Source organism: Corynebacterium poyangense, from assembly GCF_014522205.1.
In the GTDB taxonomy this organism is placed as follows: domain Bacteria; phylum Actinomycetota; class Actinomycetes; order Mycobacteriales; family Mycobacteriaceae; genus Corynebacterium; species Corynebacterium poyangense.
The window spans coordinates 2,363,875-2,389,691 of the sequence record NZ_CP046884.1 but is presented as its reverse complement, the minus strand read 5'-3'; the positions used below and the strand labels follow the sequence as shown (position 1 = coordinate 2,389,691).

Annotated in this window: 16 protein-coding genes and 1 tRNA gene; 9 read left to right on the top strand and 8 right to left on the bottom strand. The window is 53.4% G+C overall.

Annotated features, from left to right (window positions below; genetic code table 11):
* The first annotated feature begins 2 nt into the window (after nt 1-2).
* Nucleotides 3-3,011, top strand: coding sequence for a DEAD/DEAH box helicase family protein (locus GP475_RS11315; RefSeq protein WP_187974464.1), 3,009 nt, complete (start codon nt 3-5; stop codon nt 3,009-3,011).
* Nucleotides 3,012-3,417: 406 nt separating this feature from the next.
* On the opposite strand, the gene GP475_RS11310 is transcribed toward GP475_RS11315, so the two are convergent.
* Nucleotides 3,418-3,491, bottom strand: a tRNA-Gly gene (locus tag GP475_RS11310).
* Between the two features lie 79 nt (nt 3,492-3,570).
* Here GP475_RS11310 and dcd point away from each other — a divergent pair.
* Nucleotides 3,571-4,137, top strand: a complete 567-nt coding sequence (gene dcd, locus GP475_RS11305) for a dCTP deaminase (RefSeq protein ID WP_187974463.1) — start codon at nt 3,571-3,573, stop codon at nt 4,135-4,137.
* 38 nt (nt 4,138-4,175) lie between these two features.
* Complete coding sequence (locus tag GP475_RS11300) at nt 4,176-5,507, top strand: UDP-glucose dehydrogenase family protein (protein WP_187974462.1); 1,332 nt, start codon at nt 4,176-4,178, stop codon at nt 5,505-5,507.
* Here the strand turns inward: GP475_RS11300 and GP475_RS11295 are convergent.
* From GP475_RS11295 to GP475_RS11280, 4 genes are all read right to left on the bottom strand, one after another.
* The gene (locus GP475_RS11295) at nt 5,401-6,663 is read right to left on the bottom strand and encodes a YibE/F family protein (protein WP_187974461.1); all 1,263 of its coding nucleotides are present in this window, start codon (nt 6,661-6,663) and stop codon (nt 5,401-5,403) included. The genes GP475_RS11300 and GP475_RS11295 overlap by 107 nt on opposite strands.
* Nucleotides 6,663-7,853 carry a pyridoxal phosphate-dependent aminotransferase gene (locus GP475_RS11290; protein ID WP_187975927.1) on the bottom strand — a complete coding sequence of 397 codons (1,191 nt, stop codon included), beginning with the start codon at nt 7,851-7,853 and terminating at the stop codon, nt 6,663-6,665. Before GP475_RS11290 ends, GP475_RS11295 begins: the two co-directional genes overlap by 1 nt.
* 63 nt (nt 7,854-7,916) lie before the next feature.
* Entirely contained in the window at nt 7,917-8,492 is a 576-nt protein-coding gene (locus GP475_RS11285; protein ID WP_187974460.1) for a DUF1707 SHOCT-like domain-containing protein, read from the bottom strand.
* A gap of 50 nt (nt 8,493-8,542) precedes the next feature.
* Nucleotides 8,543-9,076: a type 1 glutamine amidotransferase domain-containing protein gene (locus GP475_RS11280; protein ID WP_187974459.1), complete on the bottom strand. Its 534-nt coding sequence runs from the start codon at nt 9,074-9,076 to the stop codon at nt 8,543-8,545.
* Nucleotides 9,077-9,223: 147 nt separating this feature from the next.
* On the opposite strand from GP475_RS11280, the gene GP475_RS11275 reads away from it, so the two are divergent.
* Together GP475_RS11275 and GP475_RS11270 are read left to right on the top strand one after the other, a co-directional pair.
* On the top strand, nt 9,224-10,792 hold the full coding sequence (locus tag GP475_RS11275) for an AbgT family transporter (protein ID WP_394367389.1): 1,569 nt from the start codon (nt 9,224-9,226) through the stop codon (nt 10,790-10,792).
* A 32-nt stretch (nt 10,793-10,824) separates the two neighbouring features.
* The gene (locus GP475_RS11270) at nt 10,825-12,174 is read left to right on the top strand and encodes a M20 family metallopeptidase (RefSeq protein WP_262485188.1); all 1,350 of its coding nucleotides are present in this window, start codon (nt 10,825-10,827) and stop codon (nt 12,172-12,174) included.
* Nucleotides 12,175-12,183: 9 nt separating this feature from the next.
* On the opposite strand, the gene GP475_RS11265 is transcribed toward GP475_RS11270, so the two are convergent.
* The 3 genes from GP475_RS11265 to GP475_RS11255 all read right to left on the bottom strand — a co-directional run bounded on the left by GP475_RS11265 (nt 12,184) and on the right by GP475_RS11255 (nt 18,772).
* On the bottom strand, nt 12,184-13,545 hold the full coding sequence (locus GP475_RS11265) for an AI-2E family transporter (protein ID WP_262485187.1): 1,362 nt from the start codon (nt 13,543-13,545) through the stop codon (nt 12,184-12,186).
* 5 nt (nt 13,546-13,550) lie between these two features.
* Entirely contained in the window at nt 13,551-17,015 is a 3,465-nt protein-coding gene (locus GP475_RS11260; RefSeq protein WP_187975924.1) for a bifunctional proline dehydrogenase/L-glutamate gamma-semialdehyde dehydrogenase, read from the bottom strand.
* Between the two features lie 236 nt (nt 17,016-17,251).
* The gene (locus GP475_RS11255) at nt 17,252-18,772 is read right to left on the bottom strand and encodes a sodium:solute symporter (protein ID WP_187974457.1); all 1,521 of its coding nucleotides are present in this window, start codon (nt 18,770-18,772) and stop codon (nt 17,252-17,254) included.
* 261 nt (nt 18,773-19,033) lie between these two features.
* Here GP475_RS11255 and GP475_RS11250 point away from each other — a divergent pair, with 261 nt between their 5' ends.
* The 4 genes from GP475_RS11250 to GP475_RS11235 all read left to right on the top strand — a co-directional run bounded on the left by GP475_RS11250 (nt 19,034) and on the right by GP475_RS11235 (nt 25,342).
* Entirely contained in the window at nt 19,034-20,407 is a 1,374-nt protein-coding gene (locus GP475_RS11250; RefSeq protein ID WP_394367388.1) for an FtsX-like permease family protein, read from the top strand.
* The gene (locus GP475_RS11245) at nt 20,407-21,117 is read left to right on the top strand and encodes an ABC transporter ATP-binding protein (protein ID WP_187974455.1); all 711 of its coding nucleotides are present in this window, start codon (nt 20,407-20,409) and stop codon (nt 21,115-21,117) included. The genes GP475_RS11250 and GP475_RS11245 overlap by 1 nt, the downstream gene beginning before the upstream one ends.
* Nucleotides 21,118-21,960: 843 nt before the next feature.
* On the top strand, nt 21,961-23,589 hold the full coding sequence (locus GP475_RS11240; RefSeq protein ID WP_187974454.1) for an ATP-binding cassette domain-containing protein: 1,629 nt from the start codon (nt 21,961-21,963) through the stop codon (nt 23,587-23,589).
* On the top strand, nt 23,573-25,342 hold the full coding sequence (locus GP475_RS11235; RefSeq protein WP_187974453.1) for an ATP-binding cassette domain-containing protein: 1,770 nt from the start codon (nt 23,573-23,575) through the stop codon (nt 25,340-25,342). Before GP475_RS11240 ends, GP475_RS11235 begins: the two co-directional genes overlap by 17 nt.
* Nucleotides 25,343-25,817 lie beyond the last annotated feature (475 nt).

The following is a 25,817-nucleotide window of genomic DNA, read 5'->3' as shown; positions in this document are numbered from 1 at the left end:
TTGTGGCGAATCCTATTAATGAGAAGGCGTTCCAGCGTCTGATTATTGATGAGCTGGTTGGATCAAGGGAATATATTGAGCGCCCCCGTGATCGATTTGATCCGGTGTGGGCACTCGATGAAGAGCTACTGTTTGCGTTCCTAGAGCGCACGCAGGGAGAAAAACTGGACTTGTTGCGGGCTGCCTATAACGGTGGCGCTGACGCCACTATCCGTAACAAGATCATGCACAAGATCGCTGCGGATGGGCTGATCCGTGCGATCTGGAACGGTGTGGATTTTAACGGCGGGATTCAGCTTGACTTGGTGTATCCGCGCCCTTCGGCCGGGTTTGATGCAAAGTCACGGGACTTGTTCGATGCGAACCAGTTGTCGATCATGGAAGAGGTGTATCACAAGGACGGTGAGCGGCTTGACCTCGTGATCTTCTTAAACGGTCTGGCGCTGTTCACTGTCGAGCTCAAGTGCAATACCTCGGCCTCGGGTAGCTATCGGAACGCCATCGCTCAGTACCAGATGGAGCGTGACTGTACGACGCGGCTGCTTTCTCCGAAGATCGGGGCGCTGGCGCATTTTGCGATGGACACGAACGAAGTCTACGTGTGCGCAGAGCTCAAAGGCCGCGAGTCCTTCTTCCTGCCGTTCAACCAAGGGCAGCCCGTTGGGGAAGATCCGCATAATGTCACTGGAGGAAACCCCTACAACCCACAAGGCGTCAACACGTCCTACATGTGGGAGCAGATCTGGACGAAGACCACGATCTTCGACCTGCTGTATGACTTCATCTACATCGAAACCAAGCGTGATAAGCACGGACGCAAGGTCGGAGAGCGTCCCATCTTCCCGCGCTACCAGCAGCTACGGGCAGTGCGTGCAGTCTCCAGCGACATGCTGCGCAGCCCGCTACTGCTCAACTACTTGATCGAACACTCGGCCGGGTCCGGTAAGACGAAGACGATTGCGTGGCTGGCACACAAGCTTGCCAGCCTCTATAAGCCCGGCACGGACGAGCTGCTGTACGACAAGGTCATCATCGCTACCGACCGCAAAGTTGTTGACAAGCAGCTCCAAGACGCTGTCACAGACATGGCGAAAGACGCCGGTGTTGTGCGAGTCATGGGTAAGAACAAAACCTCTGCCGACCTGGGCAAAGCACTCGGGCTGGACCCAACCAGACGCAAGAGTAGCTACCGGATCGTGGCGACCACGTTACAGAAGTTCCTCTACTTGTCCGCTGGTGAGCTCGCTGGTTCAGGTAAGCGCTTCGTGGTCATTATCGACGAGGCACACGGATCAACCAGTGGCAAGAACATGGCTTCGATCAATGCTGCCCTCGCTAGTGGGGATGCCCCGGATTCGTCGTTGGACGAGCTCGCTCAGTTCGTTGCTCAAGGGATGCGCTCATCATCGCGGCAGTCGAGCATCTCCATGGTTGGGTTCACGGCCACCCCGACGGGGCGGACACTGCAACAATTCGGCAGGCTTAACGAGGCTGGCCACTTTGAAGCTTTCGACCTGTACTGCATGCGCCAAGCGATCGATGAGGGATTCATCCTCGACGTCACCGCGAACTACACCACGTACGACGCGTTCTGCAAGATCGTTAAAGCCGTCGACGACGATCCTGAACTCGAGAGCAAAGCGGCCAAACGCGAGCTGGCACACATGATCTCGACCTCAGATGAAAACATCACGAACAAACTCAGCGTGATGATCGAACACTTCACGTCAGTGGTTGCGCCAACGCTTCGCGGTAAAGCCAAAGCCATGATTGTCACCGCCGGGCGCGAGCAAGCGGCTCGATACTTCCTCGCTTACCAGAAGATGCGGGCCGCGGACATGACACGGCTAGGAAAACACCAAGCCCTGGTGGCGTTCACCGGTGACGTCGAGGTCGACGGAAAAACCTGGAGCGAGGCAGGACTGAATGGTTTCAGCGACGATCACACCGCTGACGAATTCGACACCGACAACTACCGGATCCTCATCGTTGCCAACAAGTACCAGACCGGATTTGACCAACCCAAACTGTGCTCCATGTACGTCGATAAGACCCTGCGCGGTGTCACCGCTGTACAGACCCTGTCCCGGCTGAACCGAATCGCTTACGACAAGCGAACGTTCATCCTGGACTTCACCAACGATTTCGAGGACATCCAACAAGCGTTCGCACCCTACTACGAGACCACGACGCTCACCGATCCTCTGACGATCAGTGACGTACGCGAAACCTACCGGCGACTGTGCGAGCTGCAAATCCTCGAAATCGACGACGTCGAGGAATACAACGAGCTACTGGCCAAGAATCAACTGACGCATCGCGACAAGCAGAAAATGTGGGCGCTGATCGATGCTGCCGCCCGGATCGTTGCCAGCATGGAAGAGGAAGAAGCTGACGAAGCACGCCGGGTAATCCGAAACTTCATCAAGCAATACACCTTCCTCCTGCAAGTCATGCCCTTCGAAGACAAGTCCATGCACATGGACTACAACTTCTGCACCAGCCTCATCCGAGCCGTCGACGCCGGACACGGAGGAGGCCTCGACTTCGACCTCAGCGACAAAGTCACCATTGAGGACTTCAATGTCAAGAAGAGCGGGGAGCACAAAAACGAAACACTCACTGCGGAACCAGAGGTCAAGATCGCCAAGGGCACGGGCAGCGGACTCACCGAGACACAGCTCGAAAAGCTGTCGAAGATCATCCAGGACTGGAACGCCCGCTACGGAACAACCTTCGATACCGACATTGCGGCCGGCTCGCTAGTCTCGCTCCAAGCAACACTGGCCAAAGACCCGAAAGTGCAACAGAGCGCCAAGGTCAACAGCAAGAACAGCTTCCGCCACACCGTTGAGGAACAAACACAAGACGCCCTGATCGCCGGCTACTCCCAAAACACCGAGTGGCACAAGTTCCTACTCAACCAAGAAGACGCCCGCAAGGAACTCATCAAAGCGTTCTCCGACGATATCTTTGACGCCTTGAAACAAAAGTTCCAAGAAGAATCGTAGGAACCGTTACGACGCCCGCGAAGCCCCGACTGGTTCACCTCGCTGGGTAGCTAGTCGGGGGTCTCGCGACATGGAGGCCGTGCGCCTCCGCCACCGCAACCCGCTCGACAGCTGACAGCTGACTGGACACACCGCCCAACCCCGTACCTTTTGATGCCTGCTCAATACTTTTTGACGCGCCCCTATACCTTTTGACGCCAGGCGATACCTTTTGACATTCCCCGCCGCCGCGGCCCTTGACCTACCCAGAGGGCACAGAATGAACCTCGCGGGGCCGCCGCGCAGCCTTGGCTGCGTCATCGCCATGCACGCACGATCCGCCAGAACCCCGCTCTGACAAGCGAAAACACCCATTCCGATCCGCTACCCAGCCAAGCTGGGCGTTGTATCAAAATGGACGTCTAAGTGGAGCCGATGACGGGAATCGAACCCGCGTATTCAGCTTGGGAAGCTGATGTTCTGCCATTGAACTACATCGGCCTGCTTCACGTATGCTACCGCCACCCACATGCATTACCAAATCGCCTCCTCGTCGAGCAGCTCCCCGTAGACTAGAGGGGTGCTTCTTTCTGATCGTGATATCCGTGCCGCTATTGACTCCGGTGACCTCCAGATTGACCCCTTTGATTCTTCGTTGATTCAGCCTTCGAGCATTGATGTTCGCATGGATCGGTTGTTTCGGGTGTTCAATAATTCCCGGTACACCCACATTGATCCCAAGCTAGAGCAGGAGGATCTGACTAGTTTGGTGGAGGTGGCTGAGGGGGATTCTTTTGTTCTCCATCCTGGTGAGTTTGTTCTTGCCGCCACGTTGGAGCATTTCACTCTTCCTCCGCATTTGGCGGGACGCCTGGAGGGTAAGTCGTCGCTCGGTCGCCTGGGCCTTCTTACTCATTCCACCGCCGGTTTCATTGACCCTGGTTTTTCCGGTCACATCACCTTGGAGCTGTCTAACACAGCTAATCTTCCGATTGTCTTATGGCCGGGGATGAAGGTGGGGCAGTTAGCACTCTTCCAGATGTCTTCTCCGGCGGAAACTCCTTATGGTTCTGGGGCTTTGGGTTCTAAGTATCAGGGTCAACGTGGCCCTACGCCCTCGCGCGCCTACCTAAATTTCCGCGACTGATCATCTGTGCGTAACTTTCTTCCCGTACAACTGGCCTCATGAAGTTAACTGTGCTGGGCCTGGGTTATCTGGGTACTACTCATGCGGTTTGTATGGCTGCCTTAGGGCATGAGGTTGTAGGAATTGATATTGATTCTGCACGGGTAGCGGCACTGTCTCAGGGGCAGTTGCCCTTTCATGAGCCTGGTCTTCCGGAGCTGTTAAAAAGAACGCTCGACGCCCACTCGATCTCTTTTAGCACGGACTTCTCCCAAGCAGCTGAGTTTTCTCACCTCCATTTTCTCACCGTAGGAACGCCTCAGCTCCCTGGTTCTGAGGCGGCCGATCTCTCCCAAGTGTGGTCAGCAGTAGATCACTTGGTGCCTAGGTTAGCGTCGGGCAATCATCTGCTGGTAGGTAAATCCACTGTTCCGGTAGGCACTGCCGAGCAACTTCAACAGCGGGTAAACAGCGTGCGCCCTCCGGGGGTGACGGTGGAAGTCGCCTGGAATCCGGAGTTTCTCCGGGAGGGGCACGGGGTGGAGGATACTCTCCACCCGGATCGCATTGTGGTGGGAACTCAAAGCGGGTGGGCGGAGCAGATTCTTCGGCAGGTGTATGCGCAGCCTTGCGCGGATGGTGCACCGGTGTTGGGGATGGATTTAGCCACCGCCGAGCTGGTGAAAACAGCCGCTAATTCTTTCTTGGCCACCAAGATTTCTTTCATCAACGCCATGGCAGAGATCTGTGAAGCCACCGGTGCGGATGTTCAGGCTTTAGCCCAGGCTTTGGGGAGTGATCCACGCATTGGGCCTCGTTATCTTCACGCGGGGCTGGGTTTTGGCGGCGGTTGCTTACCCAAAGACATCAGGGCCTTTATGGCCCGCGCCGGGGAGCTAGGAACGGGAAAATCCTTAGCTTTTCTCCGAGAAGTTGATGAGATCAACCTGCGCCGCCGTAAGCGGGTAATTCATCTGGCCGAAGAGTTATTAGGTAATGATCTTCGCGGCAGCACGATTACGGTGCTCGGGGCGGCGTTTAAACCCGATTCTGATGATGTTCGGGACTCCCCGGCTTTGGCGGTGGCCGGAGAACTATCTTTAGCCGGGGCTCAGGTGAAAGTCTATGATCCCCAAGCTAATGATACTGCGCGTCGAGTATCCCCCACCTTAAGTTATGCCCCAGATATTTCGAGTGCTTTGGCGGGAGCGGACTTGGTGATCCTTGCTACCGAGTGGGAGTGTTTTACTCAGCTAGACCCGGTACACGCTGCCGCTATCGTGGCTACTCCGCGGATGATTGATGCGCGGAATGTGCTTGATGCTCGCCAGTGGACAGCAGCTGGCTGGCAGATCCGTGCGCTGGGACGGTCACCGCAGCAATCAGGGTAGTCAGCGGTACAGCTAAGGTGAGCGCTAGGGCACCAATTCCAGAGCGCAGCAACTCGGTAGCCACAATATCGCTACTTAAGATGTGCCAGAATGAACGCTCCGACAGCTCAATAAGAAGCAATAACGGTAGGGCCGCTCCGGTATAAGACAACACCAGGGTGTAAATCATGGAGGCGATGTGGTCTCGCCCCACCTTCATAGCGCCTAGGAATAGCCGCCACGGACTACTCGCAGGATTGAGCGCCGCCAGCTCATTCACCGTGGAGGCTTGGGCGATGGTGACGTCATTCAGAACACCCAGCGCACCGATAATAAAGCCGCACAGCATGAGACCGCGAACGGACACATCGGGCAGGTAGAGCAGGATTTTTAAGTTATCTTCTGAACCTAGTCCGCGCAGATTTGCCGAATGGATCATCCAATTAGCCAGCCCCGCAGCCAGCCCTAAGGCAATAAGAGTGCCAGCTAAGGCGGAGGCGGTTTTCCAGTTCACCCCGTGAACCAGGAAGAGTACTAGGTAAAGGACGCTGGCTCCGCCAATCACGGCAAGACTAATACCATTGCCCCCGCGCAGTAATGCCGGCAGCAGGTAAATCACTACCATGCTCAGCGTAATCGCTAGCCCAAGCAGAGCCCTCAGTCCGCGCCAAGCGGCAAAAGCTATCACCGCGAGGGCTATGACAACACCCCAGATAAGAAGCGCTGTTCCACGGTCATAATCGCTAAAGGCGTAGCGGCCGTCGGACGAGGTCAGAAGGACTTTGGCGCCCTCATGGTATTCCGGATCTCCGGGCATACCACTGCTGATTAATAGCGTATGGCGGCCGGCGTCAGGGCCTTCATCAATCCTGATAATCGCCCGCTGGCAGCCCTGCTCCCCGGCTTCTAGGGAATCTACTGGTCCGCTGTCAAACACTTGTTGGGCGGAAGGAGACTGGCAACTTCCCTCTTCCACCAGTTCCACGGTGCCGGCTACTTGCTTCAGGTTGAAGGTGAAAGTTTGAGAAAACTCCGGTGCCACATTGATTGGGTCCGACGACGGCCAGGTGCGCACCAGTCCCACCAAGCTAAGAATCCCGCAGACAATGAGCGCGACGGTAAGGATCAGTCGTGGCACGTGCCGCGGCTGGGAGGCTACTGAATGATGCTTACCCATTATTGTTTGTAGCTCGCCAAGAAGTTCCCCAACCTGTCTAAGGCTTCAGACAGCTCAGACGGCCAGGGGAGAGTGACAACCCGGAAGTGATCAGGAGTTGGCCAATTAAAGCCAGTTCCTTGCACCAGGAGGATCTTTTCGGCTCTGAGAAGATCCAGCATGAGTTGGGTATCATCATGAATCTCATGGACATTGGGATCTAGGCGCGGGAAAGCATACAGCGCGCCGCGCGGCTTAACGCAGCTCACCCCATCCATGGCGTTGAGCTTCTCATAAGCAATATCGCGTTGAGTATGCAGCCGGCCCCCCACCGCGGTGAGTTCATAAATGGACTGCCGCCCACCCAAAGCCACCTGAATAGCATGCTGACCAGGAACATTGGGGCATAGCCGGGTTCCGGCAAGCAGCTCTAAACCCTCAATGAAACCACGAGCATGGGTTTTAGGGCCGGTCAGCACCATCCAGGCGGAGCGATATCCAGCAACTCGGTATGCTTTCGACAACCCGTTGTAGGTAATGCACAACAGATCATGGGCTAACTCGGCGATGCTGATGTGTTTCGCGTCATCATAAAGAATCCGGTCATAAATTTCATCGGCCAAAATCAACAGCTGATGTTCCCGCGCAATCTCCACAATCTGCTCTAGCACCTGCCGCGAATACACCGCGCCGGTGGGGTTATTGGGGTTAATCACCACAATGGCTTTGGTCCGTTGGGTGATTTTGGAGCGAATATCCTCAATGTCCGGATTCCAGTCATCCTCCTCATTGCAGCGATAGTGCACCGGAGTTCCACCCGCCAGGGACGTCGCGGCGGTCCACAAGGGATAATCCGGAATGGGGATAAGGACCTCGTCGCCATTATTGAGTAAGGCTTGGGTGGTCATGGTGATTAATTCAGAAACCCCGTTGCCTAAGAAGACATCATCAACGTCAAAGCGGGGGAAATCATCAATCAGCTCATATCGGGTGACGATGGCGCGTCGGGCCGGAATAATCCCTTTGGAGGTGGAATAGCCCTGGGAGGAGGGAAGCGCCGCAATCATGTCACGCATGATGACATCGGGGGCATCGAAACCGAAGATGGCCGGGTTGCCGGTGTTCAGTTTGAGAATCCGATGCCCATCGCGCTCCATCGCTTCTGCTTCAGCGGCAACTGGCCCACGAATCTCATACAGAACGTCCTTCATCTTGTCGGACTGATCTAAAATACGGGGCGGAATTTTCTCACTCACCCTGACAAGTGTGCCACATTAATGGCGGTTCTTGCCCTGAAGCATCCCCGAAGCCCAATTCATAGCATTTGTCGATAGCTCACGCTGTGCTTGACGGCGAGTAGCTCGTTGCTCCAACGCCTGGCGTTTTTCTTCCATCTTGAGCTGGCGAAGTCGTTCCCTATCCAGCTGTCGTCGAGAAGGCGTATGCCAGCTTTCTGGGCCGAGGTGGAGAAAATACAGGGCCACAAAAACTAGTGCGGGAATGGCGAAGAAAAGAGGGCTAAGGGCGCTATCGGTGATAATTGCGGCGACGCCTGCCACGATGGCGGTGGTGAGGACAATTCCTAGTTTGGTGCGGGACCCAGAATGGCGGAGTTGATCAATCTCCTGGCTGGAATACATACGCTGGGGGGTGCCGGAGGTGCTAATTGTTTTCCGGGGGATGTCTATGAACAGCTCAGCGAGATCCGCAGAATTGACCGCCGTGGTTACCTCTTGGCAGCGTTGATCATATTCCTCTACATTAAGCCGACCTTCTTGGAACGCAATGCCTAAAGCTTCCATGGCTTCTGCGCGATCTTGATCACTGATCCGATAGTGTGAGCTGTCCATGCCCACCACAATAGTGATGTTATTTCTGTGAAGAGATATAGATTACGCTCTTAGTGACGCCCCTCGGCCATTTCCTCAATGAGTTTGGCGTTAAACGCCGGCAAATCCTCAGGGGTCCGAGAGCTCACTAAACCGGCATCGCACCACACCTCCTGGTCTACCCAGGTAGTGCCCGCATTACGCAAGTCTGTTTTTAAACTGGGGTAGGAGGTGAGCGTTCGGCCATTAAGAACATCCGCATCGCAGAGGATCCACGCACCGTGGCAAATAGCGGCAGTTGGCCGTCCCGAGGTCACCATTGCTTGGACGAAATTCACCGCGTCCTGGTCCATCCGAATATGGTCGGCGTTGCTGGTGCCGCCGGGGAGAAGAAGAGCATCAAAACTCTCGGCAACAGCATCCTTACTCAGAATATCCACCGACACCACGGTGCCGTTTTTCCCTTTAATTTCCCCACCCTTCGTGGAAACAATACTGACCTTTGCGCCAAGGTCGGTCACTGCTTTCACAGGTGAGGTTAACTCACTATCTTCAAAACCATCAGTGGCAACAACCGCCAAGTGCTTATCTTTCAAAGAATGCATAAATAAAATTGTATCGAAATTTTTTTCGCTTGTGAGAATGCTGGGGGTAGACACCTAGGTGGGAAAAGCTCTAGTCTTCAGAAAAACACGGTGTTCACTGTCTCCACCACTTGTTATCGTTTCCTCGTGACCCCAAGGATGGCCCCAATGACCACCCCCACCGCCACTAGAAAACCTCGCCTGATGGATCGGGCGCTTAACAGCATAGAGTTCCTGGGAAACAAACTCCCCGAACCTTTCACCCTCTTTTTAAGTCTCTTCCTATTTACAGCCATCGCCTCTACTGCGATGGCTGCCATGAACATCACCTTCGTGGTTCCTGGGAAAGGAGAAGAAACTGCGATCAGAGGCTTCTTTAGCGCTGAAGGCCTCAGCTGGATCACCACCAAAATAGGTGAAAACTATCTAGGGTTTCCTCCCCTCACCACAGTTCTTCCTATCCTCTTGGCGGTTGGCGTAGCCGAGAAAACCGGGATGCTAGCGGCTCTGGTGCGCTTTCTCTTTGGCTCTGCTCCACGGTTCTTTCTTCCCTATGCCGTAGGAATAGTCGGAGTCACTGCCTCGGTAATGGCAGACGCCGCATTTGTTATTGTTCCCCCTCTAGCAGCAATGGTTTTTAAAGCGGCTGGTCGGCATCCCGTGGCCGGACTTCTCGGCGGATTCGCGGCGGTAGGAGCAGGCTATTCCACTGCCCTCGTGCCAACAAGTTTAGACGCCCTATTCGCTGGAATAACCAATGCCGTCATGCAAACGCTGCCGGATATTCACAGCAATGAGGTTACCCCGGTTTCTAACTACTACTTCAATATTGTTTCTGCTCTCCTCCTAGGGCTTATTGCCGGATTAATAATCGATAAAGTTCTGGAACCGCGCTTAACCCGCCAAGACATTCCACAAGATTTTGTCGATGACCCAACCTCGGAAACAACCGAACTATCAGCCGAGTTGAGCCAGCAAGAAAAGGCAGCACTGAGGTGGTCAGTGCTTGGTGGGGTGGGATTAAGCATCCTCATCGTGGTGGCCGTCATGATCCCCTCGTCACCGTGGCGTAATGAATCTGGTGGTTATCTTCCGAAATCACCGCTTCTTAGCTCCATTGTCTTTATTGTCGTGAGCTATTTCCTTGTCCTCGGCCTCATTTATGGTCGAGTGATCGGAAACATCACTGGTATGCGAGACGTCGTCGACATGATGGGTCAAGCACTAAAAGACATGACTAACTTCCTAGTCCTGGCCTTCATCCTCGGGCAATTCGTCGCCCTTTTTGCCTGGACAAACATCGGCACCTACACGGCCGTCCGCGGCGCGGCGTTTCTCGAATCAATTCACCTCACCGGATTTGGCGCCATCCTGGCCTTCATCATTCTGGCCAGTTTCTTAAACCTGCTCATCATCTCCGGCTCCGCCATGTGGACCCTCATGGCTTCGGTGTTCGTCCCCATGTTCGCACTCATCGGTTTTGACCCTGCATTCATCCAGGCGGCGTTCCGAGTCGGAGACTCGGCAACTCAGGTCATTACCCCACTTAATCCCTACATGATCGTCATTCTCGGTCTGCTGCGCCGCTATGAAACAGAAGCGGGGCTAGGAACCTTGATGTCCAGACTCATTCCCTTTGTGGTGCCATTTTGGGTAGCCTGGGCCGCGCTGCTGGGAATATGGTATTTCCTAGATTTGCCCTTAGGCCCTGCCGCAGCAATTTTCTTAAAACCGTAGCCTCAAGCTATAGCAGAAAGGACGTGCTTGGAGTGCGCCAGCCATCAACCGCCTATCTGGATTATGTGTCTCAACACATCGCTGAGGGGGTGGCAGCGGCAGAAGCCGAGCGGCGCCAAGAAACTGCTGAGTGCAAAGCAGATTATTCCCATCAGACAGAGGTTTGGCAGAAAATTACCGATGCCGCAGAAAACCTTCGTCCTGAACTAGAAGACATCCTGCAAGATCTCCATGCACATCCAGAAGTTGCCTTTGAGGAGCGCTATGCCCAGAGTTGTTTAGTGGAACACCTTAAGTCCCATGGTTTCCACCCTGAGCTCGGGGTGTACGGGGTAGGCACGTCTTTTCGCGCCGAGTTTGCTAGCGCGGATTTTGACCCCCAGCGCCACCGAAGTATCGCCATTATGGCGGAATACGACGCCCTTCCGGGGCTCGGCCATGCCTGCGGGCACAATATCATTGCCGCTGTTGGGCTGGGGGCTTTTATCAGTTTGCACCAGGTGCTATCGCAGCTTTCCTATTCCGGCCGGGTGATTTTAATTGGAACACCAGCTGAGGAAGGTCATTCCGGCAAGGAATATATGATTCGCGGCGGAATGCTTGATGGGGTAGACATGGCCATGATGGTCCATCCTTTTGGGCACGATATTTCTAGCCACGCGTGGGTGGGGCGTCGAACTCTTCAAGCTACGTTCCGGGGGATTGCTGCACATGCCTCGGCTCAGCCTTTTATGGGGAGAAATGCCTTAGACGCTGCAAGTTTGGCTTATCAAGGGATGGGGTTGTTAAGGCAGCAGATGCCACCGTGTGATCGGCTTCATGCCGTAATTTCAGAGGGGGGCCGCCAGCCCAGCATCATCCCCGATAGTGCCACTATGAATATTTATGTCCGGTCTTTGCACACGGAAACGCTGGTGGATTTATCGAAACGAGTCAATGACATCTTGGATGGGGCTGCGTTGATGACCGGGACTGAGGTGGAAAAAGAGTGGGATCAGCATCCGGCAACGCTGCCGGTGCGAAATAATGCGGTCATGGCGGCACGGTGGGCACGGTCTCAAGCTCGACGAGGTAGGGTTGCCTTGCCCGCCGGGGTGATCCCCGATACCTTAGCTGCATCCACCGATTTTGGGAATGTTTCTCAACGCGTTCCCGGGATCCACCCCATGATTAAAGTATCCCCGCCCGATGTAGCCCTGCACACTGAGGCTTTTGCTCGGTGGACGAAATCCCCGGAGGCAACCACCACCGCGGTTGATGGTGCAGTGGGTTTGGCTGAGGTGGCAGCCGACTTACTCTTCGATGAAAATTTTGCCGCCGCTGCCGCTCAGGAATTTGAGGACAACGGCGGTGTCATGTCCGTAGCCGAAACATTCGGCTAGAACACTTCGTTAGGAGTCTTTGCTCTCAGAAGACTCTGGAATCTCCGGCGCAGCGGTTTGCACTCCACCTTCGCGCTCTTTTTCTTTCCGCTTCTGCTCAGAACGCAGCGCGCTAAGCGACGTCGAACTATGCGCTGGTTTCTTTTCGCTTTCTGGCTTGCGACGGCCCATAGCAGCCATTCGTTCCCGAACCGCAGCAAACGCCTCGGAGCCACTCATTTGTTCGCCCTTAGCGGTGGCAATCTCAATATCATCAATGGTGATTTCCCCAGCACGCAGAGACACCAATTCAGCGTGATAACGGAACCAGACAGCCAGGGTTGCTGCTACCGGCACTGCTAAGAAAGCTCCGACGATGCCGAACAAGGTAGAGCCAACCATAACTGAGAGCAACACCACTGCAGCATGAAGGTTCATGGCTTTGGATTGAATAATGGGGGAAAGAATGTGGCTTTCTAACTGCTGCACCAGGATGATCAAGCCCAGCACCAAGACAGCGGTGGTGACCCCGTTGGATACCAAGGCAATAGCTACGGCTAGGGCTCCAGCGGTGATGGCACCGACGATGGGGACAAACCCGGCGAAAAAGGTGATGACGGCAAGAGCTAGTGCTAACGGCACCTTCAGTACTACTAGACCAACACCAATGAAGAGCGCATCAACGAAGGACACCAGTGCCTGCGCGCGAACGAAACCAGCGAGGGTGTTCCAGGTGCGGGTAAGAACTTCGGTGAGGTGCCAGCCAGCGGTTTTCCCGGTGAATTTTCTGAGCCAGGGGAGGAATTTCACTCCGTCTTTCAGGAAGAAGAAGCTGAGGACCAGCATGACGACGAGGGTGACAGCTACTGAGGATGCTGCGCTCAGTCCAGTGAAAACGCCGGTGGCGATGTTAGTGGATTGCCCTTTAACCCAGTCAAAGCCGGCGTTGAGCGGTCCTTCGAGGGCAGCTTTATCAAGGTGGAACGGTTCCCCTTGAAGCCAATCCATTCCTTGATAGGCGGCTTGTTCAGCTTTCTTGAAGAGTTCTTGGGATTGCTGCACCACGCTCGGAGCGATAAGCGCAATGATCCCGCCGAAGATAGCGAAAGCGCCAAGAATGGTGGTGATGGTAGCGAGTGCCGGTGGGAAATGATGCTTGCGCAGCCACCGCACTGGTGGCCACAGCACGGTGCATACCAGGATGGCGAGGAGGATGGGAAGAAGTCCCACCCAGATGTAGCCTAAGCCCTGCCAGAGCAGCCACGCTGCGGCTGCGAGGATGATGAAACGAAGCGCCCAGCCGGAAAGCCAGCGGCCGTCTCGTCCGATAATAACGGCGCGATCAGTTTCCTCTAAGTCAAATCCGCCTGATTTCTGCGTAGATTCAATCACGCCCCTTAATATGCCATACGGCTAATTCCTCCGGTTTCCCGGATCACGCCAAAGCGGTGCATAGTGACCGAAATCGCTTGTTCCAGGAGGAAGGGAAGCAGTTCCCGACGTCCATCAGCAAGGACCGGACTATTCAGTACCGTGGAACCAGAAACCACCGCAGCATCCCACAGTCCAGGGGAAACCTCGCCCACGGTTCTGATTCGTACGCTTTCCGCTTCTGCCACTTCCCGAGAAAAAGCACTATCACTGCAGGTTCGCAGTTCTAAACCAAGTTCTGCGAACTTGCCAGCCACCTCAGCAGTAGCGCTCATATCTACCCCGGTGCCGGTGATTTCTCCCGCAATTTTCAGGCGTAGCAAGTCTCTGGGTTGAGCCCCAGCACCGACCCGAACAGTCAACGGTGCCGGTAGTGGTCGGTAGCGGAAAATATTGGCCTCACTGACCAGAGCCGAGGGATCATGAGAGCGGCTAAACTCCTGGTCCCAAGCCAGTTGATCAAGATCAGCTGCTTGCCATAACCATTCTTGGTCAGTGACATCAAGAACGGGACTTGCTTCTCGAATGATCCGAGCAATGGTGGGGTTGATGCTGGCTGCCGGTTGGGAAACCGGGAGTTCAGCGTCGGACCATTGGCCGAGTTGTGCCACATAGTTGGGGCCGCCTGCCTTAGCGCCAGCTCCGAGACTGGAAGCCTTCCACCCGCCAAAGGGTTGGCGCTGCACAATCGCTCCAGTAATGCCACGATTGACGTAGCCATTTCCCACCTCAACGTGATCCATCCAGTAGCGGATTTCATCATCATCTAGGGAGTGGATTCCTCCGGTAAGCCCGTATCCGGTGGAGTTTTGCCACTGGACCGCCTCAGCTAAATCTTTGGCTCGCATGATTCCGAGGATGGGGCCAAAGCATTCATGGGTGTGATACCAGCTGCCGGGTTGCACATGATCGCGCACCCCTGGGGACCAGAGTGTTTCTTCGGAATTCAATGGTTTGGGGGTAATCAACCATTCTTCGCCCGGATCTAACACGGTCAGACCCCGTCGCAATTTATCTCCAGGGGGTTCAATCAACGCATTCATATTGGTGGAAATATCCGTGCCGTACCCCACTTCAATAGTACGAACGGCATCCAGGAGCTGATTCATAAAACGCTCTGACTCACCCTGAGAACCAACGAGAATCACCAAACTCGCTGCGGAGCACTTTTGACCGGCGTGCCCAAATGCGGACTGATACAAGTCCGCCACTGCTAAATCAGGATCAGCCGCCGGGGTGACAATCAGCGCATTCTTCCCCGAGGTTTCCGCATTGATCCGCAAGTCCGGGCGCCAACTGCGGAACAGTTTTGCCGTGTCCGAAGACCCCGTGAAAGTTACGGCGTCCACCTGCGGGTGGGTGATAAGACGACGCCCAGCCTCACCTTCATCAGCATTGACTAGCTGCACCAACTCCGGACTATGGCCGGCTGCTGTTAACCCACGCTGAATAGCTGCCACCGCTATTTCCGCACAGCGGACAACCTGCGGTGCGGGTTTAATCAGAACCGCGGATCCAGCCGCTAGGGCGGAGACCATGCCTCCTACCGGAATCGCCACCGGGAAGTTCCACGGAGGAACTACTGCTATGAGGCGGTAAGGATTAAAGGTGCTCCGAGCCTGGTCAAGTTGGGCAGCGCACTGGGCATAATAATGAGTAAAGTCAATGGCCTCGGATACTTCGGGATCTGATTGACCAATGGTTTTACCCGCTTCATGCGTCATAGCGCTGATGAGTTCTCCCCGGGCATCTGCCAGAGCGTCGGCTATTTTCTCTAGAGCTTCGGCTCGTTGCGCTCCGCTGAGTTCACTCCACTTTTCTTGGTACTGGAGACCGATTTCCACGTAGGTGTCAATGCTCTCCGGATCAGAAATACTGGGGGTTTCTACTGGGCCTGGGTGATGTGCTAAGACGTGGCGCGCCCATTCTCGGTTAGCTGCTAAAGATGGATCGGTGTCGGGTTCATTATGGAAACGTCCTCCTGGTGCTTGGGCACCATGTTCGTGAAGCCGATTTTGAGTGCGGCGTGGCCCAGCGGCAACCTCCCAGCGTCGGGCTGCGGCAGTACGGAAACGACGCTCCTGCTCGTCGATTGGTGTTTGCTCATCCGGCCCCTCAATGTCAGGAGCGAAAAGAGAGGGAAGGAAATTATGTTTTTCGCTATTTTCTTCCAGACGTCGCACCAGGTAGCTGATTGCTACGTCAAAGTCCTCGGCGTGGACTACCGGGGTGTAGAGAATCATGGTTCCCACCACCTCGTGCACCGCGCGGGCTTGGGCCGGTGCCATGCCTTGAAGCATTTCCGCTTCAAGTTGCTGAGTGACGCCGCGTTTCTTCGCTAACTCCCACGCCAAGGCCATACTAAAGAGATTGTGGCTAGCCACCCCAATGCTAAGGGCATCGGCGTGCTCCGGTTGCAAAGCTACATCCAAAAGCCGCAGATAGTTGGCGTCAACCTCGGCTTTGGTGGGGTAGGGTGTTTGCGCCCAGCCGTGAGATTCTGCTTGGACTTTCTCCATGGATAGATTGGCGCCTTTAACGAGGCGTACTTTAATGGGGGCTCCGCCTTGAGCGCGACGCTCATGCGCAAACTCAATAAGCTGTTCCAAGGCTTCGAGAGTGTCCGGTAAATAGGCCTGAAGCACAATCCCGGCGCGCAAAGAAAGAAACTCTTTTTCGCTGAGCAGTTCACAAAAGAGCCGAATGGTGAGGTGGAGGTCATGATATTCCTCCATATCAAGATTGACGAACACATTCGGAGATTGTTTGAGAGCTTCGCGATACACCGGGCGAAGACGTTCTTTCAGCCGGGCGGTCGAGCCGTCGATGTCCCAATGGTTGAGTTGGGCGCATAGGCTTGAGGCTTTCACTGAAACATAGGTGACCTTAGGGTTTTTAATGAGCTCGATGGTGCGTTGGGTGCGGCGTCGGGCTTCATCTTCTCCTAACACCGCCTCACCTAAGAGGTTGAGATTGAGCTGGACGTGGTCTTTCTCCGCCTCCAGTAGCCGTGCGTCGAGTGCTTTAGAGTCTGCATCAAGGACGAGGTGGCCTACCATCTGGCGAAGTCGCTTCCGGGCAATAGGCATAACAACCCCCGGCAGAGCACGTCCAGCCAAGGCTCCCGCCCCAAGCATGGCTTTATTTATTCGACCCAAGAAATCAGGGGCGTTTTTGAGTTTCGCCATCTCCTTAATGGCCACGTCATTGTCTTCCGGGCGAGCCACCCGGTCAACGAAATCCATGGTGAAGCGCACCCCCTCGGGGTCGCGGAGAAGTGCTGCTAGTTGTTCGGCGGCTTTAGTTTCCTTGGCGCTTTGTTGAGCGGTGGGAGAATTCGTAGCGTTGATCCATCCATGGGCGCGGCGGACGGCTGCGTCGATAACGGATTCAATATCAGAACTATTCTTCGGAGGGGTAAGAGAAGTCATGCTGATCTTCACTGCTTTCCTGGGTGTGGATTGCTGGAAAAGATTTTTCATTGTCGACGACTCACCGACGTGAGGTTTGGTGGTTCCCACTTCGGTGAGTATGCGCGATAGGTATTCCGCGCGGTGAGTTCATCAGCCAGAGTGGCTAAGAGGAAACGTTCTACGATCGCGTGCTTCGTTGTGAAACTGGTGAAGTTCTGCTTGTTGGTCAAACCACATGGCGCTAGTTTTACCTCCTATGCGGAACCGGTTTTCGCACGGTTTTTCCATGCTTCGAGCACAGCCGGATCAGTGGGTTTACTCAGCAGCGAGATTACTATAAAAACGACGAGCGCCGAGCCTAATCCCACGTAGATAGGTTCATTGGCGAAGACCCCGTCGAATCTTTCGGTGGCTTGGGCTTCAAGGATGCCCATGGTTACGAGGGTTCCTATGGTGCCAACAATCATGGACCACATTGCCGCTGTGCCGGTGGCGCGGTGCCAGATTAGCCCGCCGATAATGGCGACCAATAGTCCGCCGACCAAAATGTCGTAGGCGATGGTGAGGGCGGCGACCACATCCGGCACAGCGAGCGAAAGAACGAGGACGATGACGCCTAGCCCCAGGACCCACCAACGGTTGGAATCGAGATCTTCCTCAGCATGATGAGTGGCGCTGACATTGTCTTCGGCTTGGGTTGCTGCTTCGTAGGCGCTGAGCCGGTGAGGGTGGTGTTGTCCCATCATTTTCCGAACGAGAGGGAGGACATCTGCGCGAGCTACTGTAGCGGCTGCGATGAGTCCACCGGAGGCCGTGGACATCATGGCTGCCACACCAGCGGCGAGGGCTACACCGCCGAGCCCTACCGGAAGAAGATCAGTAGCTACCCGCGCGAATACGTCATCTCTAGCTTCTATGCCAGGGATAAGAACCCTGGTGGACATGCCGATGATGGCGCCGACTAACCCAAAGAGAATGCAGTACACCCCGGCCAGTGCCCCGCCCCAGCGGGCAACTTCTGGAGTGCGAGCAGTAAAGACACGCTGCCAAATATCTTGACCAATGAGGAGACCAAGGGTGTAGACCACGAAGTAGGTGATGATGGATTGGGCGCCGATGCCGCTGAGAGAGAAGAATTCTGCGTCGAGCCGTTGCTGAAGTCCAGTCCATCCGCCGGCTTGATATAGGGAGATGGGGAGCATGAGAGCGAAGGTGCCTACTGTCATGAGGATGAATTGGGCCATATCAGCGAGGGTGATGGACCACATTCCGCCTACGACTGCGTAGATCAGAACGACGCAGCCGCCAACCAGGATAGAGAGCCAGCGGTCCCAGCCGAAGAGGACCACAAAAATAGAGGCGTAGGCGCCGGTGGAGGTAGCTGCCAGCATGAGGGTGTAGGCGAGCATGATGACGGAAGCCGCTTGGGTGGATTCGGTGCCGTATCGCAAGGTGAGCATTTGGGAGACTGTGTAGATTTTCAGGCGTTGAATAATCGGGGCGAAGGCAACAGAGAGGAGTAGCACTCCAACTCCGATGGCAATAACCAGCCAGGCTCCGGAAATCCCGAATTTGTAGCCCAGTCCTACCCCACCCACGGCAGCGGCACCGCCAAGAACTACGGCCACCATTGTTCCGGTGTAGAGCGTGGTTCCTAGTCTCCGTCCGGCAACAAGATAGTCCGACGTAGTAGAGGTGCGTTTTCGGCCCCATACCCCGAAGAGCATCATGGAGCATAGGTAGGCGATGATGACCAGGCTATTAATCCAGTTCATGTGAGTTCTCGCTATCTGGCGTTCGGGGTTCTTCAACCCGCAAATAGTGTATTGCAGATCACATTATGTAGACTTATGATAAACATGAGTTGTTAAATATGCAACAACTTTGGGTTGCCGCCTAAAGGCGCGCCGGGAGTAGTGGAGCGAGCGCGCCACCGGAGGTAAAGAGTACTGTTATGGCTACTGTGCCAAAATGTGAATGCAAGCCCGAACATATTTTTCTTCTAGGGAGCAAGGTTTTTGATAACCAAAATCGCTGTGAACTCCGTCCTTAAAGGGATGAGTTCTTGGGTTGCGCTCATCATCACCGCAGTTGCGCTCTCCATTGTCCTCACACTGAATGTGGCGCTGATCATCGCGGGTGTATCTATCAGTGGAGAAGCGCAACAGGCTTATGTGAGTATGGGTGGTGTTGCCTTATCGTTTACCGTCCTGACAGGTATTGCATCATTTAGTTTGGTAGTGAGTACCTGCCTGCGTTTGCAACGAAGGGACGTCGCACTGTGGCAGATCGCCGGTATTCTACCGCGCACCGCCTTAGTGATTCTGTTGTTGGAAGTACTTCTTGTTAGTGCAACGTCGGCAGTGATAGGTGTATTAGCTGCTATAGCGGTCTGGCCTGCCTATGCTGGATTTGTTGGTCACAGTGGACTTCCTCACAGCGAGGTACTTCAGCAAAATATCCCAACTCTTGCCTTGATAATCGGTGTGGGAACTACCGCAGTTGTGAGTGTGCTCACTGGTATTCGCACCTCACGCAACGTGGTGCAGACTAACCTTGTTGAAAGTGTTAGAGCATCATCTGCTTTTTGGGGCAAAACTCCCTCTCTGCCTGCGCGTTTGCTCAAAAGCATCACGGGGGTGGCTCTTGTCGCAGGGGTAATCGCGATATATTTAGCAATCGGCCACGGAAAGCTTATTACAGATCAGCACAAAATAGGTGATTTCCTTACGACTTACCCCGGTATGGGCATCCTTCTGTGTCTTACATTCGCTGTCATCGGTTCACCCCTGATCCGAGTCCTTGCCAAACTCACCACCTATCTGCCTGGCAATGTACCTCACTTCTTAGCTTCCCGAGAAGTAATTGCTCGCCCTTCCCTAACTACATCCCTCGTATTACCGATTAGCCTGGCAGCCGCTGCAGTTGGTGTTATGACCACGTGGGTGGAGAAGTTAAAAGATATTCTTTATACCGCTGCCGGGTCTTCTGATTCAGTGTCAGCTCCCCCTGAGCAAATGGCTCTCTTACTTGCCGGACCTGTCATCGCAGCCTGTGTCTCAGCCTCTTCCATTGTGTTTGCAACAGCTTCACATCGACAGGAAGATAATGCTCTCCTGGTGGTATCTGGTTCTACGCCAAGCGCAGCTTATATCAAGGCTGTAGTAGAAGTACTGATCTATACAGTCATCTCGTTAGTGTGCGCTTATGTAATCATTGTTTTCAATGAGGGCGCGATGGTCCTCGCCCTCTCTGCTGGGCCGATCCCCTCTGCACCGTTCACACTGCCGGGCTTGGCAGGTGTCGGGGTGGTCGCATTGGGGATGGGACTTACGCTTGTGATGCTGATGGTAGTGACGCTGGCCGGGTTCAGGAAGCAATCTATTATGGTCGTTTTAGGGGGTAAATAGTGTCCGCTCTTATTACCGCTACCGGAATACAAAAATCCTTTGGGAAAGGTAAGCAGAGGGTCGACGTCTTGAAGGGTATCGACCTTGAGGTTTTCTCGGGTGAGTTCCTCGCTATCGTTGGTAAGTCAGGTTCGGGAAAATCTACGTTATTGTATTGCCTGAGCGGTTTGCTCACACCTGATTCTGGATCTGTGTATCTAGCGGGCCAGGGCATCAGTTCCCTACCTCCGGGTAAAGTCGCGGCGGTACGACGAGACAATGCAAGTTTCATTTTCCAGGACCTCAACCTCATCAGTTCACTGACCGTTGCTGATAATGTCCGGCTACCTGCGAAGCTATCCGGCCGCAACCCAAGCAGAGGAAAGATCAAGCAGGTTCTTCACGACGTCGGCCTAGCGGAATATGCAAATAGGTACCCCAACCAGCTATCCGGGGGACAACAGCAACGCGTAGCTATCGCAAGGTCGCTAGTGCGTGCCCCGAAAGTGCTTTTTGCCGATGAGCCTACGGGAGCTTTGGATGTGGAAACCAGCTCCGGCGTATTGGATTTGCTACGTAAAACCGTGAGTGAGAAAACGTCTCTAGTCATGGTTACGCATGACCTAGATGTAGCGGCGACGGCAGATAGAGTTGTAGTCCTTCAAGATGGCCGGACAGGGAGAATACTGTGCCGCCCCTCGGCCGCGGAAGTATTTAGCGCTTTGCATTAGTTACTTGAGGGACATAGCGTATCCGGTGAGTTTGCTTTCGAGCCGACGTAGGACATAGTTCCCAGAGGAACTAGTTTATCTGCGCACAACGCGTGAAGAAAGAAACTGCATAATTTAGCTGCCGTGCCCTACAAGCTCAGGGTTTAGGTAGTATTCGATAGTCTTGGATTAGGGGATCAGCGGAGATTAAACGCTACTAGGGCGAATGACATAAACCTGATTTGAGGCCCCCAGGTAAAATCGACCAGCCACAGCCGTGATTTCGCAGAAGAACTCCGCGCTAAAGGTAGGGCCATGAAAGCTATTGTCAACGAAAATCGGCTTATGCTGATGGATCAGTACAGATAAAGCACTAATTCCGAGACCGGTCGAAATAGCTTGAGTACTATGAAAGAAAAAAGATATTCCTTCTTTTTATAGAAGGAGACCAATTAAATTCTTTACCTCATCTTTCACTAGATGTGGGTGATTTCTGCTCGGGGATTGCCACACCCGATTTTGTGACACAGGGTATTATGACAATCGAAAAGGATGCACGGTGGAAGGCGGTAGAAAACTATGTTCATCCACACTGATTTTTTGGAGCAGCAGCATTAGCCGCGCTAGGTCGGTGGCTATCATGCTGTGACCGTGACCGGTTTGTCTGCCACGGAAGTATCATCTTTGTCCCGTGGTATATCCAAATGATGGAGGAAATGGGAGGGCTGTTTGCTCTTTCAATTCACGCCTATGTACAAGGGAATATTTCTTAATACTTTTCGGTCTGCTCGGCTTATGTCCCCCACTCTGGTTATAGGGGCGTTGTTTGCCACTGTACTATCACGAATACTTCAACTGCTCCTTATGTTTGAAGTATCACATGCTATTGGACATTTGTCGTCTTCTGGCGGCTTATCAGCAAGAGAGATGATTTTCTTTGGGGGTCTACTTATCGGTGTGCCGTTAGTAGACGCATGTGCTGATTTAATGATTTATCGCTTGCAGTATTCAATACAGGAAACACTGCAGCCGCACGCTCTGCGTTATGACTTAGAACACCACCAATCGGATTTCAGTGAGCAAACCAGATCGTGGGTTGGTCAGGAAGGTGTATCTTTACAGTTTTATATTCTCCAGCAGCGGCTCAGTGGGCTTGTCTGCTTCGTCGTGCTTGCTCAATGGAATGTTATTTTAGCTCTGCTGCTCGCTCTGACAACCTGGTATTCAGGGCATAAAACGTTCGTCTTTGCGCAGCAACAGCACAAGCAACTGGAGAATACCGCAGATGAACATGCTCTCCGCAGCCAATTCTTCTGGCGGACATTGACCTCACCTGAATTTGCTGAAGAAAGCAGGCTTTATGGTGTCGGTCAATTGTTGGCCCAGCGCTATCACAAGCACATGAAACAAAGACTCGGAGGTATTCGGCAAGATTTACTTGGTGGGTTTTCTCGCAGTCTTTGTGCTCATACACCTTTTATAATTGCCCTAGGCCTTTATTTTGCGTGGGTCCTTACCCAAAATGACATTGATTATCCGGCTTTCCTTAGCTCTGTCATCATTGCTTTACCTGGACTTGCTGGGCTCGGAAACCAGGGTGTAATTCAACTTAGGGCTCATCACTTCGATGACATGGTGAGAAAATCAACTGAACTGCGAAAAACTAAAACCGGTGCTCCGATATCCACGGATTGTGATCTTTCAAAAACAGTAATTGAATTACGCGATGTCAACTTTCGCTATTCAGACGAGCTGATATTCAACGGGCTTTCGCTGTCTATTCGTTCAGGTGAAAAGGTTGCCGTGGTTGGGCCAAACGGTGCCGGAAAATCGACGCTCATCAAGCTTATTACTGGCCATAGCGAGCCTACTTCAGGAATAGTATGCGTCGGTGGGGTTTCTCCCACACTTCAGTTCGCTGGTAAAGGCGTGGGATACGTTGCGCAAGACTTCATGTTGTTTCCTGGATCCGCCGATGATGGAATGAGACTGGGCCGGCCGGTTTTGCATAAAGAATTTCCACGCATCGTACAGCAACTCGGGATTTCAGAATTGCTTTTGGATGACAAGGGTAAGCGCAGCTTTTCTCGTGGGCAGTGGCAAAAACTAGCAATCGCACGTGCTCTTGTTTCTCCGCCCGGCCCCTGGGGACGGATTATCGTTTTAGATGAGCCGACCGCTTCTTTAGATATTCGAGCAGAACAGGCACTGTACGATTCGGTGATTCAGAACACGCAGGACGACGACATTGTCGTGGTTGTCACTCATCGGTTGCACTCGGTAGTTAACGTCGACCGGATCATTGTTATTGATGACGGAAAAATTATTCAGCAAGGAACTCACGTAGAGCTTCTTGCTGAGGCGTCAGGCCTTTATGCCCGGATGTTTAACGCTCAGCAGGACTTATATCTTCGCTCGCAACCTGCAGAAACAGATATGGAAGGGATAATCAATTCGGTGGGGGAGGGAGACACTGATGTTTCAGCGCTTTAACAACGTCCAGTCTTCATCCAAACGCAGTGGTCCGCTGGATTCATTGCTACGCCTATTTGTTGGCAATCTGTCGTTACCGATTGCGATTGTTCTTTTTGTTTATACCGTGCTTACTATCGGGACAGCACTGTATCCGGTTGCTGTCAACGTCGCACTATCCGGGCGCTTTCTAGATCTCCCTGTTGCTCGGTGGGTGGGCGTTACATATTTCCTGGTCGTGGCGGCTTTGCTTAGTGTTCTTGGTCCTGTGGCCGGGCATGCACAACTTGAGCTGGCTTTTCGGATCGGGTTTGCGACGGACAAACAAATCGCCAACAGCCTGAATGCCATTCAGTACCTTGATGGATTAGAGAACAAGTCGATAGTGGAAGACTTAGAGATGTTCCGCTCTCGTCAATCAGTACTAGGTGAAGCACTGGCACGAGGCTACTTCGCACTTATCACGTTGGCTGTCCCTTGTGTCATTCTGCTTTCTGCTGTGGTTACTAACCTCTATTTCTTGTTATTACTCCCAGCGTGTGTGCCTGTGGTGTGGGCTGGGGTTCATGCCGAGAAACTCGCGGAAAAAGCCGAGGCTGATATGGCATCTGACCAGGTTGAACTGGCAGCAATTGCGAATACGGCAAGCAAAGATTCAGCGTCGACGGAGTTACGCATTTACGGGGCAACCGAGTGGTTTATTTCCCGTTATGCTCGTATCGTGCGTCGTTGGGCATCTCATAGCCTGAAGGCAAATACCTCTGCGGTCCTACTGAACGAGGGCTCTTGCGCGGCATATTTTCTGATTGTCTTCCTGGTTATGTGGCGAAGTATCACATCACACGATACCGCGGGCGCAATATTCGCTATATTAGCTAGCTTCCAGCTCTACTCAGTTCTTTCGGGTGTCCGTTTCGCCTACACGGATATAGCGCGGTCACGACGAGAGTACCTGCGATTCTGCAGAATTGTAACCGAAGTACCCCAACTAGCTAAGGAAGAGCAGCTTTTTAGTATCGAGAACAAGGGAAGTCATGTTGTTCTTAACGAGGTAAGTTATAGCTATCCGCATAGCGCTACTCCAGCGCTTAATGCCGTTACGGTGGCACTTCCTAGCCACTCGCTGATTGCCATTGTTGGTGAAAACGGATCCGGAAAGTCAACGCTGGCGCAGATAATCAGGGGAGTCCGACGCCCCACCCATGGAACGGTAACCTGGGCGAGTACCACTAGGAAACCGTTTGTAGCTGGTGTTCCTCAACATCCCAGCCGTTGGGAACTAACCGCTGGTGAAACCGCAACACTTCCACAATTAGGAAACTTTGGACCTTTTACAAACCACGAGACCGCAATGAAGGCGAGTGGCGCACACCAGGTGGTCGATGCGCTTCCTAAGGGGCCGGCGACCCGCCTGGGGGAAAGTTGGTCAACTCCTTATCAATTATCAGGTGGGCAATGGCAACGGTTGGGAAATGCTCGCGGGCTACTCGGTGCTAATGAGGCGCTGATCACTATTATTGATGAACCAACCTCAGCTTTAGATCCATTTGCTGAAAAAAGAATGGTCGACGCTGCGCGTCGTGTGGTTGAGGAGTCAAGCTGTGGTGGGTCAGTAGTGGTGATTACTCATCGACTTTCTTCTGCTTTGCGCGCTGACTACGTGATTATGCTTGATGCCGGACGTGTTGCTGCTCAAGGCAAACCCGAAGAGCTTCTTAGAGGTGCAAATCCCTTTAGTGGTTTAGTGCACGAATGGAAACTTCATAAAGACTGAGTGCCACTAGTGCAGCACGGATATAGGTAACTGATTGAGGAATGCTCAAGTGTCTAGGCGGGTCCGTGAAACCAAGATATAAAGTTAAAGAAAAGAAATTATCTCCCCCTAGGGAAAGAAACAGTCCTGCAATGTAATCTAAAATGATTTGTGTTTATAAAAATAAAAGTGGACCGGCTAATCTCTGTATTTATAGAAGAGGTTGATTGTCAAATACCATGCTGCGTTAAGGAGTGCCAGGAAAATAGCTAACTTGACACTGTGAGCTGCAGTTATAACAGCGATGAGAAGGCCTGTAGACCATAAAATATCGGAAATCTTAATTTTAATGAGTGCTCACCACCAAGTTGCTCGCAGCCGGATAATATGGATTTTAGTTCCAGGCTAAGAAGAATTCCCGAATGAGGAAGATTTAGAAGCTGCTAATTTAATGCGGTGTATATCAGGATAATGCGAGGAAAGGATGGGTGCAACC